Annotated in this window: 14 protein-coding genes and 1 tRNA gene; 7 read left to right on the plus strand and 8 right to left on the minus strand. The window is 63.8% G+C overall.

Features of this window, described 5'->3' with window-relative positions:
• Positions 1–4: 4 nt before the first annotated feature.
• The 5 genes from U3654_RS12495 to panB all read right to left on the minus strand — a co-directional run bounded on the left by U3654_RS12495 (position 5) and on the right by panB (position 3,309).
• Positions 5–385 (minus strand): hypothetical protein, encoded by a 381-nt coding sequence (locus U3654_RS12495; RefSeq protein WP_324751880.1) that lies wholly within the window; start codon positions 383–385, stop codon positions 5–7.
• Positions 378–944, minus strand: coding sequence for an RNA polymerase sigma factor (locus U3654_RS12500; protein WP_324751881.1), 567 nt, complete (start codon positions 942–944; stop codon positions 378–380). Before U3654_RS12500 ends, U3654_RS12495 begins: the two co-directional genes overlap by 8 nt.
• A 61-nt stretch (positions 945–1,005) precedes the next feature.
• Positions 1,006–1,473, minus strand: coding sequence for an EF-hand domain-containing protein (locus U3654_RS12505; protein WP_324751882.1), 468 nt, complete (start codon positions 1,471–1,473; stop codon positions 1,006–1,008).
• A 163-nt stretch (positions 1,474–1,636) separates the two neighbouring features.
• A complete protein-coding gene (gene panC / locus U3654_RS12510; protein ID WP_324751883.1) occupies positions 1,637–2,485 on the minus strand; it encodes a pantoate--beta-alanine ligase in 849 nt (282 codons plus the stop codon).
• Positions 2,482–3,309 carry a 3-methyl-2-oxobutanoate hydroxymethyltransferase gene (panB, locus tag U3654_RS12515; RefSeq protein WP_324751884.1) on the minus strand — a complete coding sequence of 276 codons (828 nt, stop codon included), beginning with the start codon at positions 3,307–3,309 and terminating at the stop codon, positions 2,482–2,484. Before panB ends, panC begins: the two co-directional genes overlap by 4 nt.
• Positions 3,310–3,537: 228 nt before the next feature.
• Between panB and U3654_RS12520 the strand changes: the two genes are divergently transcribed.
• From U3654_RS12520 to U3654_RS12545, 6 genes are all read left to right on the plus strand, one after another.
• A complete protein-coding gene (locus U3654_RS12520; RefSeq protein ID WP_324751885.1) occupies positions 3,538–4,359 on the plus strand; it encodes a hypothetical protein in 822 nt (273 codons plus the stop codon).
• Positions 4,356–5,516 (plus strand): winged helix-turn-helix domain-containing protein, encoded by a 1,161-nt coding sequence (locus U3654_RS12525; RefSeq protein ID WP_324751886.1) that lies wholly within the window; start codon positions 4,356–4,358, stop codon positions 5,514–5,516. The genes U3654_RS12520 and U3654_RS12525 overlap by 4 nt, the downstream gene beginning before the upstream one ends.
• Before the next feature lie 81 nt (positions 5,517–5,597).
• Complete coding sequence (locus U3654_RS12530) at positions 5,598–7,013, plus strand: MBOAT family protein (protein WP_324751887.1); 1,416 nt, start codon at positions 5,598–5,600, stop codon at positions 7,011–7,013.
• A 13-nt stretch (positions 7,014–7,026) separates the two neighbouring features.
• Positions 7,027–8,130: an alginate O-acetyltransferase AlgX-related protein gene (locus U3654_RS12535; protein WP_324751888.1), complete on the plus strand. Its 1,104-nt coding sequence runs from the start codon at positions 7,027–7,029 to the stop codon at positions 8,128–8,130.
• Between the two features lie 98 nt (positions 8,131–8,228).
• The gene (locus U3654_RS12540) at positions 8,229–8,960 is read left to right on the plus strand and encodes a glycosyltransferase family 25 protein (RefSeq protein ID WP_324751889.1); all 732 of its coding nucleotides are present in this window, start codon (positions 8,229–8,231) and stop codon (positions 8,958–8,960) included.
• Complete coding sequence (locus tag U3654_RS12545; protein WP_324751890.1) at positions 8,953–9,822, plus strand: glycosyltransferase family 2 protein; 870 nt, start codon at positions 8,953–8,955, stop codon at positions 9,820–9,822. Before U3654_RS12540 ends, U3654_RS12545 begins: the two co-directional genes overlap by 8 nt.
• Positions 9,823–9,882: 60 nt before the next feature.
• Here U3654_RS12545 and U3654_RS12550 read toward each other — a convergent pair.
• The 3 genes from U3654_RS12550 to U3654_RS12560 all read right to left on the minus strand — a co-directional run bounded on the left by U3654_RS12550 (position 9,883) and on the right by U3654_RS12560 (position 11,034).
• Positions 9,883–9,969, minus strand: a tRNA-Leu gene (locus tag U3654_RS12550).
• 52 nt (positions 9,970–10,021) lie between these two features.
• Positions 10,022–10,570 (minus strand): tetratricopeptide repeat protein, encoded by a 549-nt coding sequence (locus U3654_RS12555; protein WP_324751891.1) that lies wholly within the window; start codon positions 10,568–10,570, stop codon positions 10,022–10,024.
• Entirely contained in the window at positions 10,567–11,034 is a 468-nt protein-coding gene (locus U3654_RS12560) for an Lrp/AsnC family transcriptional regulator (RefSeq protein ID WP_324751892.1), read from the minus strand. Before U3654_RS12560 ends, U3654_RS12555 begins: the two co-directional genes overlap by 4 nt.
• A gap of 129 nt (positions 11,035–11,163) precedes the next feature.
• Between U3654_RS12560 and putA the strand changes: the two genes are divergently transcribed.
• Positions 11,164–14,595, plus strand: coding sequence for a bifunctional proline dehydrogenase/L-glutamate gamma-semialdehyde dehydrogenase PutA (putA, locus tag U3654_RS12565; protein ID WP_324751893.1), 3,432 nt, complete (start codon positions 11,164–11,166; stop codon positions 14,593–14,595).
• Positions 14,596–14,633: the final 38 nt, after the last annotated feature.

Consider the following 14,633-nt stretch of genomic DNA (forward strand, 5'->3'; position numbering starts at 1 on the left):
GCAATCACTCCAGATCCAGATATTGAAAATCGTAGGCAGGCACGAGGGTACTCATCGCCAGCGTATCGCCGTCGGGCCAGACGCTTGCAGTCATGCCGACAGGATCGGCGAGGCCGATGGCAAGGCCCGCCACACCTGCCGCGACCAGCGCAGCCCAACCCGCCGGGCTCTGCCACCGGCGCGGGCGCTGCCGGGCAGCGTCGCGCGCAATGCGCGCCATCAGCATTTCGGACGGCACGGGCGGCGTGCGGCGTCCGGCGTCCAGCGCTGATAGCGCGGCGGCATCGCCGTCGATCCGCGCCATCAGCGCAGCGGACGGCGCGGGCGATTTCAGATCGCGCAGTGCGGCGATCAGATCGTCTTGGTCTTTCATGTCGTCATTCATATCCCAGTGCCTCCTTGCGATCTGCCAGAGCACGAGCCAGCGCCGCACGGCCCCTTGCCGTCAGGCTTTCCACCGCGTCCACGCTGATATCCATCGTCTGCGCGATCTGGGGGTTCGCCAATTCCTCGATGTGGCGCAGCACTACTGCGAGGCGCTGACGCGCAGGCAGGTCCATCAGCGCGGCACCCAGCGCATCGCGGCGCTGCGCCTGCTGCAACTGCTCATGCGCGGGCGGGGCCGGATCGGCAGGCTCATCTACGTCAGTGATGGGCACCAGTCGCGCGCGGCGGCGCAGCCGATCGGTGCATAGGTTTGCCGCCACCCGGTAGAGCCATGTCGACACCTGCGCGCGGCCCGGCTGCCAGTCGGGGGCGATCCGCCACAGACGCATCATCGCCTCCTGCGTCACATCCTCGGCCTCGGCATTGTCGTTCAGCATCCTCAGCGCGACGGCCAGCACACGCGGCGCATGACGCTGCGCCAGAGGGGTGGCGGCGGCCAGATCACCCGCCGCATAGGCAGCAAGCAGTGCGTCATCGGATGGGGGCGGAGACTTCATATATCTTGATACATCTTAGCGGGGGCCGGGCCCGGCAATGCGCATCGCCGGGCCCATCTGCTTAGTCCTTTGTGCCGTTTTTCATGCCATGTTTCTTGTTGTGATGCTCTTTTGCCTTGGCCAGCTCGGACGCGTCCAGCACATCGTCGCCGTTAGTGTCATGGCGTTTGAACATCCGCTCGATCCGGTCGCCCTTGGAGCCGGCCCGTTCATCAGGGCTGATCTGGCCATCGCCATCGGCGTCAAGGCGCGCAAAGTGCTGCTTGGCCCGCTCGGCCGCCCGTGCCTGTGCCACGGCCTGCATCTCGGCCAGCGACAGGGTGCCACTGCCATCGGTATCGGCAGCGTCAAAGCGCGCCTTGTGGGCCTCTTCTGCCTCGGCGCGGGTGATCTGGCCGTCGCCGTCGAGGTCAAGCGCCATCAGACGCGCGGGGCCCTTTGCGCCACTCATCTCATCGGCTTGAGCGACAGGAGCGACGGCGAGCGCCGTCAAGAAGGCCATTAGGCCGAGTTTGGTGAAATGGGTCATTATGTTGTCCTGTTCATTTACAATTTTGCGTCGCGACATGGATGATACGTGTGGGTTCAGCGTTTCCGTCGCCCGGCGGCATAATTTTTTCGCGCGGCGCCTTTTTAAGTGCTTCGCCGCTTCCGGCGGGGGTATTTGAGCAAGAAGAGTTGCGCGGTTTGCGTCAGCCTTCGACAGCGATATTGTCGATCAGGCGCACACCTGCCAGCCATGCAGCGGCGAACAGGCGCGCGGGCCGAGTCGGAGCGGTCAAAAGAGACAGGTCGCCGTTGGCCCGCATCTCGAGATAGTCGATGCCGGTGAAACCTGCCTGCTCAAGCGTCCTGATAGCAACGGTTTGGGCTGCGGCGAAATCGCGGCCCTCTGCGACGGCATCGGCGAGGATCTGCATCTGTTCGGGCAGGACGGGCGCGATGGTGCGCGCGCGGTCCGATAGCAGCAAATTGCGCGAGGACATGGCCAGCCCGTCGATCTCGCGGATCGTGGGGCAGCCGTGCACAGTGATGGGTATATCCAGATCACGCGCCATGCGGCGCACGACCTGCAGCTGTTGAAAGTCCTTTTCGCCAAAAAACGCATCGGTCGCCGAAGTTTGCGCAAAAAGCTTGGCGACGACAGTGGCGACGCCCTCGAAATGACCGGGGCGGTGGATGCCATCCATAACATCGGTCAGACCCACGACTGAAACGGTGGTCGAGAAGCCTTCGGGATACATTTCAGCACCATCCGGCACATAAATCGCGTCGACGCCAAAACGCGCCAGCTTGGCCGCATCGGACGTTTCGGTGCGTGGGTAGCTGGCCAGATCCTCGGGCGATCCGAACTGGCGCGGGTTGACAAAAATCGTGACGATGACCCGCTCGCAGGTCTTTTTGGCGGCGGCAACCAGCGACAGGTGTCCGTCATGCAACGCGCCCATGGTCGGCACAACGCCGATAGTCTCGCCCGCGCGACGCCATGGCCGGGTGGCGGCGCGCAGGTCTGCCAGATTGCGCAGGATCGGCGCGCTCATGCGCTTGGGGTCTCGTCGGCGAAGGTATGCTCGGGCGCGGGAAAGGCGCGAGCACGCACCTCGGCGGCGTAGGCGGCGATCGCGGCCTCGCCGTCCTCACCCAAGGTCGCGTAGCGCTTGACGAATTTCGGCTTGAAGGCGGTAAAGAGGCCCAGCATGTCGTCAACGACCAGCACCTGCCCGTCGCAACCCGCCGACGCGCCGATACCGATGGTCGGGATCGAGATGTCGGCGGTGATGCGGTCCGCAAGGCCGGCGGGCACCTTTTCGATGACGACGGAAAACGCGCCCGCGCGGGCCACCGCCTCGGCGTCGGCCATCAGCGACGCACCCTGATCGCCGCGGCCCTGCACCTTGTAGCCGCCCAACGTGTTGATCGACTGGGGTGTGAGGCCGATATGGGCCATCACCGGCGCGCCGCGCGCGGTCAGGAACGCGATCGTCTCGGCCATATGCGCGCCACCCTCCAGCTTGACCGCTGCTGCGCCTGTCTCGCGCATCACGCGGGATGCGTTGTGGAACGCCTGTTCTGGGCTTTCTTCATAGCTGCCAAAGGGCATGTCGATGACCAGCATCGCCTTGTCGAGGCCGCGCGCGACTGCCTGGCCGTGCAGAATCATCATCTCCATCGTGACGCCGATGGTTGATGGCAGGCCATGCAGCACCATGCCGACGCTGTCACCGACCAGCACGAAATCGCAATGCGCGTCCATCATGCGCGCCATAGGCGTGGTGTAGGCGGTCAGGCTGACGATGGGTGCACCGCCCTTCATCGCGCGGATATCACTCGGAAGCGGGGCGGTCTTGCGGGCGGTGGCGCTCATCTGGCGTCCCTCGAAGTTGCTGCATCGCAGCGATGCCTAGCAAGGATCGCAAGCGATTTCCACTGCTGTCTTTTGTGGCGCTCTTTACGACCGACCCACGCAAAAGGGCGGTGATCCGCCAGAGCGCTTGCGCCTCTGGTACAATCCTCTAGGGGTGGTGGCGCGCTAGGGCGCGGCTTATATAGTCATTGCGCGCGGTCAGGCAGGCGCGAAAAGGGGAGGCCTATCGTGCGGCATGTGACAGCCAGAGTCTTTGCATTGATGCTCAGAACGCTCGTTTGCGCGGTAGCGCTGAGCGTGCTTGCGCCAGACGCGCTGCGCGCGCAGCAGGATGCGCTCCAAACCGTCAGCCGCGCCGATCTGATCCGCCTGCTGGGCCGCCTGCACGAGGATGACGTGGTGCGCGCCGACCTCGCCTCGCTGGGGTTTGCGGGCGAAAAGCTGGAGTTAGCGACGCAGCACGCAGCCGACATGCTGCGCGATCCGGTGATAGCCGGGCATGTAGCTGACCGCGTTCTGGCCATTCGTGATGGCGGGGGCGTGCCCATTGCGCAGGCGCAGGGCCTTTTGTGGGGCGTGATTGATCAGGGGCTGGGGCATCTGCCGCTGCGCGATCTGCGTTACTACTATCTGGTCGAACAGGCGGTGCTGGGCGCGATGCCTGTGCCGGTCTGCGGGCGCGCGGTGCGCAGCACCCTGCCCCCGGCCCGCATGGCCGAAGAAACGGCGCGCGCCGCCGCGCGGCTGAACGTCGAGGGCCTGCGCAACTACTACCGTATTCAACTGCGCGCCGCGCAACTGGGTGCCTCACGCGGCCCGGTCCGCATGGCGCCCGAACGCGCGGCCAAGGCCGAGGCGTCGATCTTTGCCGTGCTGACACGCTATCTCACCACGCGCCCGGATGGGGCCAAGATAATGCGCAGCTTTGCCAATCTGGAAAAGGCCAGCAACCGCGACGCCTGCCTTGCCGGACGGGTGTTTATCGAGGCGGTACTGACATTGGAGGGGCGCGAGCTGAACGACGCGCTCATTCAACTCAGCACGCCGTGACCGGCACGCCAATTATCGGCAATCGCGCACTGCGGCATCTGTGGTTGTGGACCAACGGACTGGCCGAAGTCGGCACCGGCAGGCCCGACGTCATGGCCCTGATCCGGCAGATCGGATTTCTGCAAATCGACACGATCCGCAACGTTACGCGCGCGCACAATCACATCCTGTGGTCGCGTAATCCCAACTACCGCGAGGGGATGCTGTGGCCCCTGCTGGGCCGCGATCTGTTCGAGCATTTCACCCATGATGCGTCCCTCATCCCGATGGAGGTGCTGCCGCATTGGGGCGGCCAATTCGCGCGCATGGGGCAAAAGGCGCAGGGGGAATGGTATCGCTCGGGCCTTGGGCAGGTAGAAATCGCCGCCGTTCGCGCCCGGATCGAGGCCGAGGGGCCGCTATCTACTCACGCCTTTGACACCAAGGCTACCAGCCGCGAAATGTGGGCCCGCCCACCGCATAAAAAGGCGCTGGATCAGATGTGGTATGCGGGTGATCTGGCGACCTGCCGCCGCGAGAATTTTGTGAAATATTACGATCTGGGCGCGCGCGTGTTTCCTTCGCAACTGCGCGGCGAATGCGATGACGCCGCCTCAATCGACGCGCTCTGTGATTCGGCGTTGGACCGCCTCAGCGTTGCCACATGCGGCGAAGTGCAACGCTTTTGGGCCGCGATGGGCGCGGGTGACGCGCGCGGATGGGTAGCGCGGCGGCAGCCTGTCGAGGTGCAGGTGACCGACGCCGAAGGCACGGTGCGCCCCGCACTGGCGGCGCCCGATATCGAGGACCGCCTCGCAGCCCTTCCCACACCCACAAGCCGCCTGCGCATCCTCAACCCGTTCGATCCGGCGGTGCGCGACCGCGCGCGGCTGAAGCGGCTTTTTGGTTTTGAATACGTGAACGAGATGTTCGTGCCTGCGGACCGGCGTCGCTGGGGCTACTACGTCTACCCTCTGCTCGAAGGCGACCGATTTGTCGGGCGCACCGAACTTAAGGCCGATCGCAAGGCAGGCTGGCTGCGCGTAACCGGCCTCTGGCCCGAGCCGGGCGTTCGCTGGGGCGCGCGCCGCACTGCCCGGCTAGAGGCCGAGCTGGACAGGCTGGCACGGATGATCGGGGTTTCTTGCGTCGAATGGCAGGTGGGACCGCCCGCATAGCAAATGTCCGGTTAGCGGATGTCTGGCGCTTGGCCGCCGGGTGGCCTATGCAGAACGTCATTTTGATCCGGTGACGCCCGCGTGCTTTTCAGCTCTCCCCAGTTTGTCTTTGCGTTCCTGCCCATCAGCCTGCTGGGCTATTTCGTCGCGGCGCGCATTGCCGGTGCGCGTGCCAGCCTCGGCTGGCTGGTGCTCTGCTCGCTGTTTTTCTATGGATATTGGAAGCTGGAGTATCTGCCGCTACTGATCGGTTCAATCCTTGGCAACTACGTGATTTCGCTGGCTATACAAGGGCGCGCGGCGGCAGGGGCTCGCAACGCCGCCTTTGCCCTGTTGATATTGGGCATCGCCGCGAACCTTGGCCTGCTGGGATATTTCAAGTATTTTGGCTTCTTCATCGAAACATTGAACGGCCTTGGCACAACCAATCTGGCCGTGCCGAATCTGTTGCTACCGCTTGCAATCTCGTTCTTTACGTTCCAGCAAATCACCTATCTGGTGGATAGCTACAAGGGGATGGCCGCGCGCGCCACCCTGCTGAATTATACCGTGTTCGTGACATTCTTTCCCCAGTTGATCGCCGGACCCATCGTCCACCACAGCGAAATGATGCCCCAATTCGCGCGCCGCACCATGGCGCGGTTGCGGTCCAAGGATCTGCTGGCGGGGTGCATCATCTTTGGTCTTGGCCTCTTTAAAAAGGTGGTGATCGCCGACACGTTCGCCATCTATGCCGATGCGGGATACGCAGATCACACGCAGCTGACGATCCTCGATGCTTGGATCACCACGCTGTCCTATACATTTCAGCTATACTTCGATTTCGGCGGCTATAGCGACATGGCCATCGGGGCCGCGCGGATGTTCGGAATTCGCCTGCCGCTGAACTTCTTGTCGCCCTACAAGGCAACGTCGATTCAGGATTTCTGGCGGCGCTGGCATATCACGCTGTCGCGGTTCATGCGCGATTACATCTATATCCCGCTGGGCGGCAGCCGCCATGGCAAAGGGCGCGTGGCCGCCAACCTGATGACGACCTTTCTGCTGGGCGGGCTGTGGCACGGCGCGGGGTGGACCTTTATCCTTTGGGGCGGCATCCATGGGCTGGCGCTGGTGATCGGGCGCGCGTTTTCCATGACCGGGCTGCGCCTGCCGGTGATCCTGAAATGGGCGCTGACATTTGGCGTCGTCCACCTAGCATGGGTGTTCTTTCGCGCCGAAAGCATGGCGCAGGCGGTGGACATCCTGCAAACGATGTTCGGCCTGAACCCCGCCGCGATGGAGGGACCGCGCCATGTGGTGATTGCAAACGCCAGTGCCGCGGGAAAATATCTGTTGCTGGCGCTGATCGTGGTGCTTGCGCTGCCCAACACCTACCAGTTTACGCGTGACATTCGCCCACTGCACAAAACGCTTATCGGCGCGGTGCTCTTTGGGATCGCCTGCATTTTCATGCTGATCTCGCGCAGCGATGTGTTCCTCTATTTCAACTTCTAAAGGATGACCGGTCATGTATAGCGCCCGCCTGACGGTCTTTGCCACGATCGCCGCCGCGATTCTGCTGGCGTTGCCGGCTGCCAATCTGGCCTCGCGCGCCTATATCGGTGGGCCGCTCTGGCCTGAGAACACGCGCGATCTGTGGTCGGTGGACCGGATCGAGGGCAATCTGAGCTACCTCGCGATGACCTGCTGTGACCGCTCTCTTTTCCCTGGCAGGGCGCAGATCGGACGCGAGGGATACCTATTTCTAGGCGATGACGACGGCGACGCGATGGCCAAGACGACCGGTAAGTGGCCTGTGCCGGACGGGCTGATCGCGGACCGCGCGCAGCGGTTGGCGCGCCTTCAGGCGGATGTGATTGGCGTAGGCGCGGTGCTGGCCACCGTGATCGCGCCGAACAAGCATTCGGTTTATCCCGAGATGCTACCTGTCGGCGCGACCGCCGCGCCGCGCACCGTCACCGACGATCTGCTTGACGCGGCCGCGACACTAGAGGTGCCGGTGCTCGACCTGCGCCCCGAAATGCAGCGGCTTAAATCCACGCGGCAGGCTTACCTCATGACCGACACGCATTGGACCCGCGCCGGGGCCGCCGCCAGCTATGACGCGATCATGGCCAATCTGCGCAACCACTTCGGCGCCGATGTCGTGTCGGTGGATTATACGCTGGAGACGATCACCGGCCCCGCTGGCGATTTGGCCCGCCTGCTCAAGATGCAGGAATTTTACGACGCGGATCACGAGGTGAACTACCGCATTTCCCTCGCCAAACCGGGCGAGAGCTGCGTGGCGCAGATCGGCCTCGTGTCGGGCGAGGCGGGCGAATGCGTGGCGGATGGCGCAGGCGGCGACGTATCGGTCATGCAGCGCGCGATCAAGCTTACGCGCACCCCCGGCGCGCCAAATCCACAGACCGTCCTGATGCTGTGCGATTCCTTTTGCACCGCCTCATCGCCGCTATTCAATGCCAGCTTCGCCGAGCTCTACCGTGTGCATTGGAAATTCCTCGAAGGCGCGGCCCTGCGCCGCTACATTGGCGCGATCAGGCCCGACATCGTCATCCAGCAAATGGTCGAGCGCGACGCGCTGTCCTTTGGCGTAGGCAACCGGTGATGCGATGGGCCCGCCGGGCCCGCATCCCGATTTCGGGGTGGAAAATCATCGACAATTCTGGCACCACCAGAGGAATTCTCAGCGGTAGGTAGAGCGCGTTGGATCTGGACTGTCTTATCATCCATCTGGAGCGGGCGCGGGACCGCCTGCCGCAGGTCGAGGCGACCAAGGCTGCGCTGCCGCTGCGCACGCATGTCATGCCCGCCGTCGACGGGCAAAGCATGACGAAGCAGCAGGCCAGCGCCTATGCCCAACGCGCGCTCAGCCCACGCTACCCGTTCCCGCTGCGCCCGTCCGAGGTGGCCACCTTTCACAGTCACAGGGCGTGCTGGCAGAGGATAATCAACGATGACATGCCCGCTGCGCTGATCCTCGAGGATGATCTGGAGATAGATACCACCGTGTTCCTGCCCGCGCTGGAACTGGCGAATGCCCATGTGCTGGATGGCGATTTCGTGCGTTTCCCGATAAAGTGGCGTGAGGATACCGGGCGCGATCTGGCGACGTCGGGCGACATCCGCCTCAGCCAGCATGACGCCGTGGCATTGGGCATGGTTGCGCAACTGGTCACGCGCGGCGCAGCCGAGGCGCTGCTAACCGCGACCGAGCGGTTTGACCGGCCGGTGGACACTTTCTTGCAAATGACGTGGGTGCATGGCGCGCGCATCCTGACGGCGTGGCCGTCGGGCATCCGCGAAGTATCCGAGCAGCTGGGTGGTAGCACGATCAGCCGTCAGGATGGGCTATTGCAGAAACTGAGGCGCGAGGTGCTGCGCCCCCTCTACCGTCGCCGGATCGCGGCCATGGCAAAGCGTCATCCGAATGTCTGAGGCGCGCGCCCGCATCACGATCGTGACCGTCGCCTACAACAGCGCGGCGGTTCTGCCGGATATGCTGGCGTCGGTCCCGGCAGGCGTGCCGGTCGCAATCGTCGACAACGCGTCGAGGGATCTGGCCGAACTGCGCGCGCTGGCTGCAACTGATGGCGTGACCCTGATCGAGAACGCCAAAAACGAGGGGTTCGGCAGGGGTTGCAATCGGGGCGCTGAGGCCGCACGCACCGAGTTCGTGCTGTTCCTCAACCCCGACACGGTTCTGTTGCCCACCACGCTGACGGACTTGCTGACTGCGGCAGATGCACATCCCGACGCGTCCGCATTCAACCCCCGCATCCTTGACGAGTCGGGCCGTGCGATCCTCAAGCGGCGCAGCGATCTGGTGGCGCGCCGGGATTGGCTGCCGAAGGGTGAATTATCGCAGGACACACTCGTACCGGTCCTGTCCGGCGCCGCGCTGATGGTGCGCAAGGCGGATTTCGATGCGGTGGGCGGCTTTGATCCCAAGATATTTCTCTTTTTCGAGGATGACGACCTGAGCATTCGGCTGGCGCAATCCTGCGGACCGCTGATCTTTGTCCATGCCGCCAGCGTGCAGCATGTCGGCGGCGCGTCCTCCCACCCCAGTCGCGAGGGCGAGAGGCTGAAGAACTGGCACTGGGGCTGGTCGCAGATCTACACCACCACCAAACATCGGGGTCGTGCCGCTTGCGTCGCTGCCTATGCCAAGACGGGCCTGAGGGCACTATCGCCCGCCACGCTCGCCTCAGCACAGCGCAGGCGCAAATACGCGGCGCGGCTGTCGGGAATGATCGCCGCGCTTATCGGATCCGGCAAAGACGATTTTCGCGGGTGAGAAGAGACACCTGAAACCGCACCGGCCTTAGGTAGCCAAGGGCGGTAGGCCACATATTGATGGTGCGGGCGGTGGGATTCGAACCCACACGGGGACACGCCCCAACAGATTTTAAGTCTGGTATGTCTACCATTCCATCACGCCCGCACTGGCGCGGACAATACCCGCGTGAACGCCCGTGTAAAGCGCCCGAATAAAGTCACAGCGCGTCTTCGTCGTGCTCCAGGACCGGCAGCAGGGCGCGTTCGGACAGCCAAGGATTCATGGCGAGTGCGGCGCGCAGGGCCAGCGCGGCCTCGCCATTGCGGTCTAGCGCCACAAGCGTCAGCGCCTTTCCGGTCAGCGCGGCGACGTGCTGTGGCTGCAAGGCCAGAGCGCGATCCAGATCGGGGAGCGCCGCCTCGAAATCACCGCGCAGATAGGCTATGAAGGCGCGCTGATTATAGCCTCCGGCATAGTCCGGACAGTAAGCGACCAGCGACTCGAACGCGGTCATGGCCGCGTCGTAGTCATAGGACTGACGGCGTTCCATCCCCTCGTCCAGCAGAGCCTGCGCGCGCGCGTCAGGCGCATCGGCCCACAGCGCCCACATCCGGTCTGACACGGCCATGCCAGCGCTGCGATCAGGCGCGTCCTGTGCCTCGGAAATTAGCGCCTCCAACGCGGCGGTGTGATCGGGGGCGGCGGGACAGGTATCGGCAGCGACCGGCGCGGCCAGCAGACACGCAGCAACGGCAAGCCCCCTCATATCACGTCCTCGGGCGCGTTCTCCTTGACTGCCTGCATGGCGACATAGGTGCTGGTGCCGGCCACATGCGGCAGCGTTGAAATTCGGTCAGCCAGCATCTGGCGGTAATCGTTCATGTTGCGAGTGCGGATTTTCATCAGGTAGTCGAAATTGCCTGCGATCAGGTGCACCTGCTCAACCTCGGGGATTTTACGCACGGCATCGTTAAACGCTGCCAGCGCCGCCTCGCGCGTGTCGGTCAGGCGCACTTCGACAAAGCTGACATGATCCAGCCCCAGCCGGATGGGGTCGATCATCGCGCGATAGCCCGAGATGACGCCCGCAGTCTCCAGACGACGCAGACGTGCCTGCGTGGGCGATTTGGACAAGCCGATTCGCTGGGCCAGATCGGTGATACTGATGCGTCCGTCGGTCGCTAGCACCCTCAACATGGCCTTGTCGAACTTGTCCAGATCACTTTGCATCGTCACAGCCTCAATTTATGTCCAATCGTCCTGCGAATTTGCATCTAACAGGAAAAATACCCTAACCTTTCATGCTAAGTAGATCAAATAACCACTGCCCTTCGGCCCCACCCACCAGAGGATGCCCCAATGCCGTATGATACTGAATCGCGCCGCGCCATCGACCTTCACACCTACGCGGATGAGGCGGCAACCATCGACCGGCTCAAGGCTGAGGCGAACCTTTCACCCGAGGATCGCGCGCGCATCTGTGCGCGCGGCGCCGACCTTGTGCGCGACATCCGGGGCGCATCCGATCCGGGCCTGATGGAGGTGTTTCTGGCCGAATATGGCCTGTCGACCGACGAGGGCATCGCGCTGATGTGTCTGGCCGAAGCGCTGTTGCGCGTCCCCGACGCCGAAACCATCGACGCGCTGATCGAGGACAAGATCGCGCCCAGCGACTGGGGCAGGCATATGGGTCAGTCGACCTCACCGCTGGTCAACGCCTCAACTTGGGCGCTGATGCTGACCGGCAAGGTATTAAAGGAGGACCGCAAGGGGCCCGTCGGCCACCTACGCAGCGCCATGAAACGTCTGGGCGAGCCTGTGATCCGCACGGCCGTTGCGCGCGCGATGAAGGAAATGGGCCGCCAGTTCGTGCTGGGCGAAACCATCAAGGGCGCCATGGATCGCGCCGCAAAGATGGAGAAAAAGGGCTACACCTATTCCTATGACATGCTGGGCGAGGCGGCGCGCACCGACCGTGACGCGACGCGCTATCACCTGAGCTATAGCCGCGCCATCACCGCCATCGCGCAGGCCTGCACGCATGACGATATCCGCAAGAATCCCGGTATTTCGGTCAAGCTGTCAGCCCTGCATCCGCGCTATGAGGTCGCGCAGCGCGAGCAGGTCATGGATATTCTGGTGCCACGCCTGCGCAGCCTTGCCTTGCTGGCGAAATCCGCCGGAATGGGCCTGAATATCGACGCCGAAGAGGCAGACCGCCTTGCCCTGTCGATGGACGTGATCGAAACCGTGCTGGCCGAGCCTGCGCTGGCGGGCTGGGACGGCTTTGGCGTTGTCGTTCAGGCTTACGGGCAGCGCGCCGGGCATGTGCTGGACTTCCTCTATGATCTGGCGACACGGCTGGACCGGCGCATCATGGTGCGGCTGGTCAAAGGCGCCTATTGGGATACCGAGATCAAGCAGGCGCAGGTCGAGGGTGTCGACGGCTTTCCGGTGTTCACCTCCAAGCCGGCCACCGACGTCAGCTATATCGCCAACGCGCGCAAGCTGCTGTCGATGACCGACCGCATCTATCCGCAATTTGCGACGCATAACGCCCATACTGTGGCAGCGGTGCTGGACATGGCAACGGACAATGAGGCGTTCGAATTCCAGCGCCTGCATGGCATGGGCGAGGCGCTGCACAACATCGTTATGAAAAAGGCCGGCACCCATTGCCGCATCTATGCCCCCGTCGGCGCGCATCGCGATCTGCTGGCGTATCTGGTGCGGCGTCTGCTGGAAAACGGTGCAAACTCCAGCTTTGTCAATCAGATCGTTGACGAAGAGGTCGCACCCGAAATCGTCGCCGCCGATCCGTTTCATATGGTCGAGCAGGAGCGTGTGGCCCTGCCCACCGGCCCCGAATTGTTCCTGCCCGAGCGTGTGAACTCCAAGGGGTTCGACCTGAAACATCAGCCGACGTTGGACGCGATCGAGGCGGCGCGCGCGCCCTTTGCCACGCTAAAATGGACCGCCGCGCCGCTGTTGGCAGCCAAGGCGCAGCCCGAGGATGCAGTGGACGTCACCAACCCCGCCGACCCCGCAGGCAGCCCCGGCACTGTCGCCAATGCCAGCAAAGCCGACATTGAAACAGCTCTGAGCAAGGCCGCACCGTGGACTGCCAGCGCGGCCGAGCGCGGCAAGGTTCTGGCCAAGATCGCGGACCTCTACGAGAAAAATTATGGCGAGATTTTTGCCATCCTCGCCCGTGAGGCGGGAAAATCGCAGCTTGACGCGGTTGGCGAGCTGCGCGAGGCGGTCGATTTTCTGCGCTACTACGGCGCCAATGCGCCGGATACGGGCGCGGTCGGCATCTTTACCTGCATCAGCCCGTGGAACTTCCCACTCGCCATCTTTAGCGGCCAGATCGCAGCGGCACTGGCCGCAGGCAATGCCGTGCTGTCAAAACCGGCCGAGCAGACACCGCTGATCGCACATCTCGCGGTCAAGCTGATGCATGAGGCGGGTGTGCCGAAAACGGCGCTGCAACTATTGCCCGGCGGTGGCGATATCGGCGCGGCGCTCACGTCAGATGCCCGTGTCGGCGGCGTTGCCTTTACCGGCTCGACCGCGACGGCAATGAAGATCCGCAGCACAATGGCCAAAAACCTCGCCCCCGGCGCGCCGCTGATCGCGGAAACGGGTGGCATGAATGCCATGATCGTCGATAGCACCGCCCTGCCCGAGCAGGCCGTGCAGGCCATCGTCGAGTCGGCCTTTCAGTCTGCCGGTCAGCGCTGCTCGGCTCTGCGCTGCCTCTACGTCCAAGAGGATATCGCAGAGGATTTCACCAAGATGCTGACCGGCGCAATGGATGCGCTGGTTATCGGGATGCCGTGGGATCTGAGCACCGACTGTGGCCCCGTCATCGACGAAACCGCCCGTGCGGGCATTGCCGAGCATATTCAGACCGCCCGCGCCGAGGGTCGGCTGGTGCACGAACTAAAGACGCCGAATTCCGGCACCTATATCGCCCCCACGTTGATCCGTGTCAGCAGCATCGGCGATATGGAGCGCGAGGTTTTCGGCCCCGTGCTGCATATGGTGACCTTTGGTGCGACCGAGTTGGACAAGGTCATCGACGCGATCAACGCCACCGGATATGGGCTGACCTTCGGGTTGATGACGCGCATCGACGACCGGGTGCAATACGTGACCGAGCGGGTGCAGGCGGGCAACATCTATGTCAATCGCAACCAGATCGGCGCGATCGTCGGCTCTCAGCCATTCGGCGGCGAGGGGCTGTCGGGAACTGGCCCCAAGGCGGGCGGGCCGCATTATCTGGCTCGCTTTACCGCGCATCCCGCCCCGGTGGCCGGGCAGGATTGGGAGGGCATCATGCCCGCCAAGGACATTCAGGCAGTGCTGGACAAGGCCCAGTCAGTCGAAATGCAGCCGCGCGAGGATCAGCTGATGCCCGGCCCCACCGGCGAATCGAACCGCCTGACCAGCCACGCGCGCCAGCCGCTTTTGTGCATGGGTCCGGGGCGCGAAGCGGCGCAGGCGCAGGCCCGCTCCGTCGTCGGTCTTGGCGGCATGGCGGTTGAGGCGACAGGGACAGTGCCACCCGAGGCGCTAAGCACGCTGACCGGCCTTTCAGGCGCGCTCTACTGGGGCGACGAGGCCATGGCGCGACCCTACGCGCAGGCGCTCAGCCAGCGCACCGGGCCGATCCTGCCGCTGATCACCGGGCTGCCCGATGCGGGCCATGTCCTGAACGAAAGGCATGTCTGCGTCGATACCACTGCGGCGGGCGGCAATGCGGCATTGCTGGGCGGCGCATCCTGACAGGATCGTAGCTTGACCATATTCTGGCATGGGGCCAA

Origin of the sequence: Roseovarius sp. Pro17 (genome assembly GCF_035599575.1) — a bacterium.
GTDB lineage: Bacteria > Pseudomonadota > Alphaproteobacteria > Rhodobacterales > Rhodobacteraceae > Roseovarius.

Bases quoted from the DNA above. Each gene is read 5' to 3' on its own strand.
- U3654_RS12560 (WP_324751892.1), bottom strand. From the start codon at position 11,034: ATGCAAAGTGATCTGGACAAGTTCGACAAGGCCATGTTGAGGGTGCTA.
- U3654_RS12535 (WP_324751888.1), top strand. From the start codon at position 7,027: ATGTATAGCGCCCGCCTGACGGTCTTTGCCACGATCGCCGCCGCGATT.
- U3654_RS12505 (WP_324751882.1), bottom strand. From the start codon at position 1,473: ATGACCCATTTCACCAAACTCGGCCTAATGGCCTTCTTGACGGCGCTC.
- panC (WP_324751883.1), bottom strand. From the start codon at position 2,485: ATGAGCGCGCCGATCCTGCGCAATCTGGCAGACCTGCGCGCCGCCACC.
- U3654_RS12500 (WP_324751881.1), bottom strand. From the start codon at position 944: ATGAAGTCTCCGCCCCCATCCGATGACGCACTGCTTGCTGCCTATGCG.
- U3654_RS12555 (WP_324751891.1), bottom strand. From the start codon at position 10,570: ATGAGGGGGCTTGCCGTTGCTGCGTGTCTGCTGGCCGCGCCGGTCGCT.
- putA (WP_324751893.1), top strand. From the start codon at position 11,164: ATGCCGTATGATACTGAATCGCGCCGCGCCATCGACCTTCACACCTAC.
- panB (WP_324751884.1), bottom strand. From the start codon at position 3,309: ATGAGCGCCACCGCCCGCAAGACCGCCCCGCTTCCGAGTGATATCCGC.
- U3654_RS12495 (WP_324751880.1), bottom strand. From the start codon at position 385: ATGAATGACGACATGAAAGACCAAGACGATCTGATCGCCGCACTGCGC.
- U3654_RS12545 (WP_324751890.1), top strand. From the start codon at position 8,953: ATGTCTGAGGCGCGCGCCCGCATCACGATCGTGACCGTCGCCTACAAC.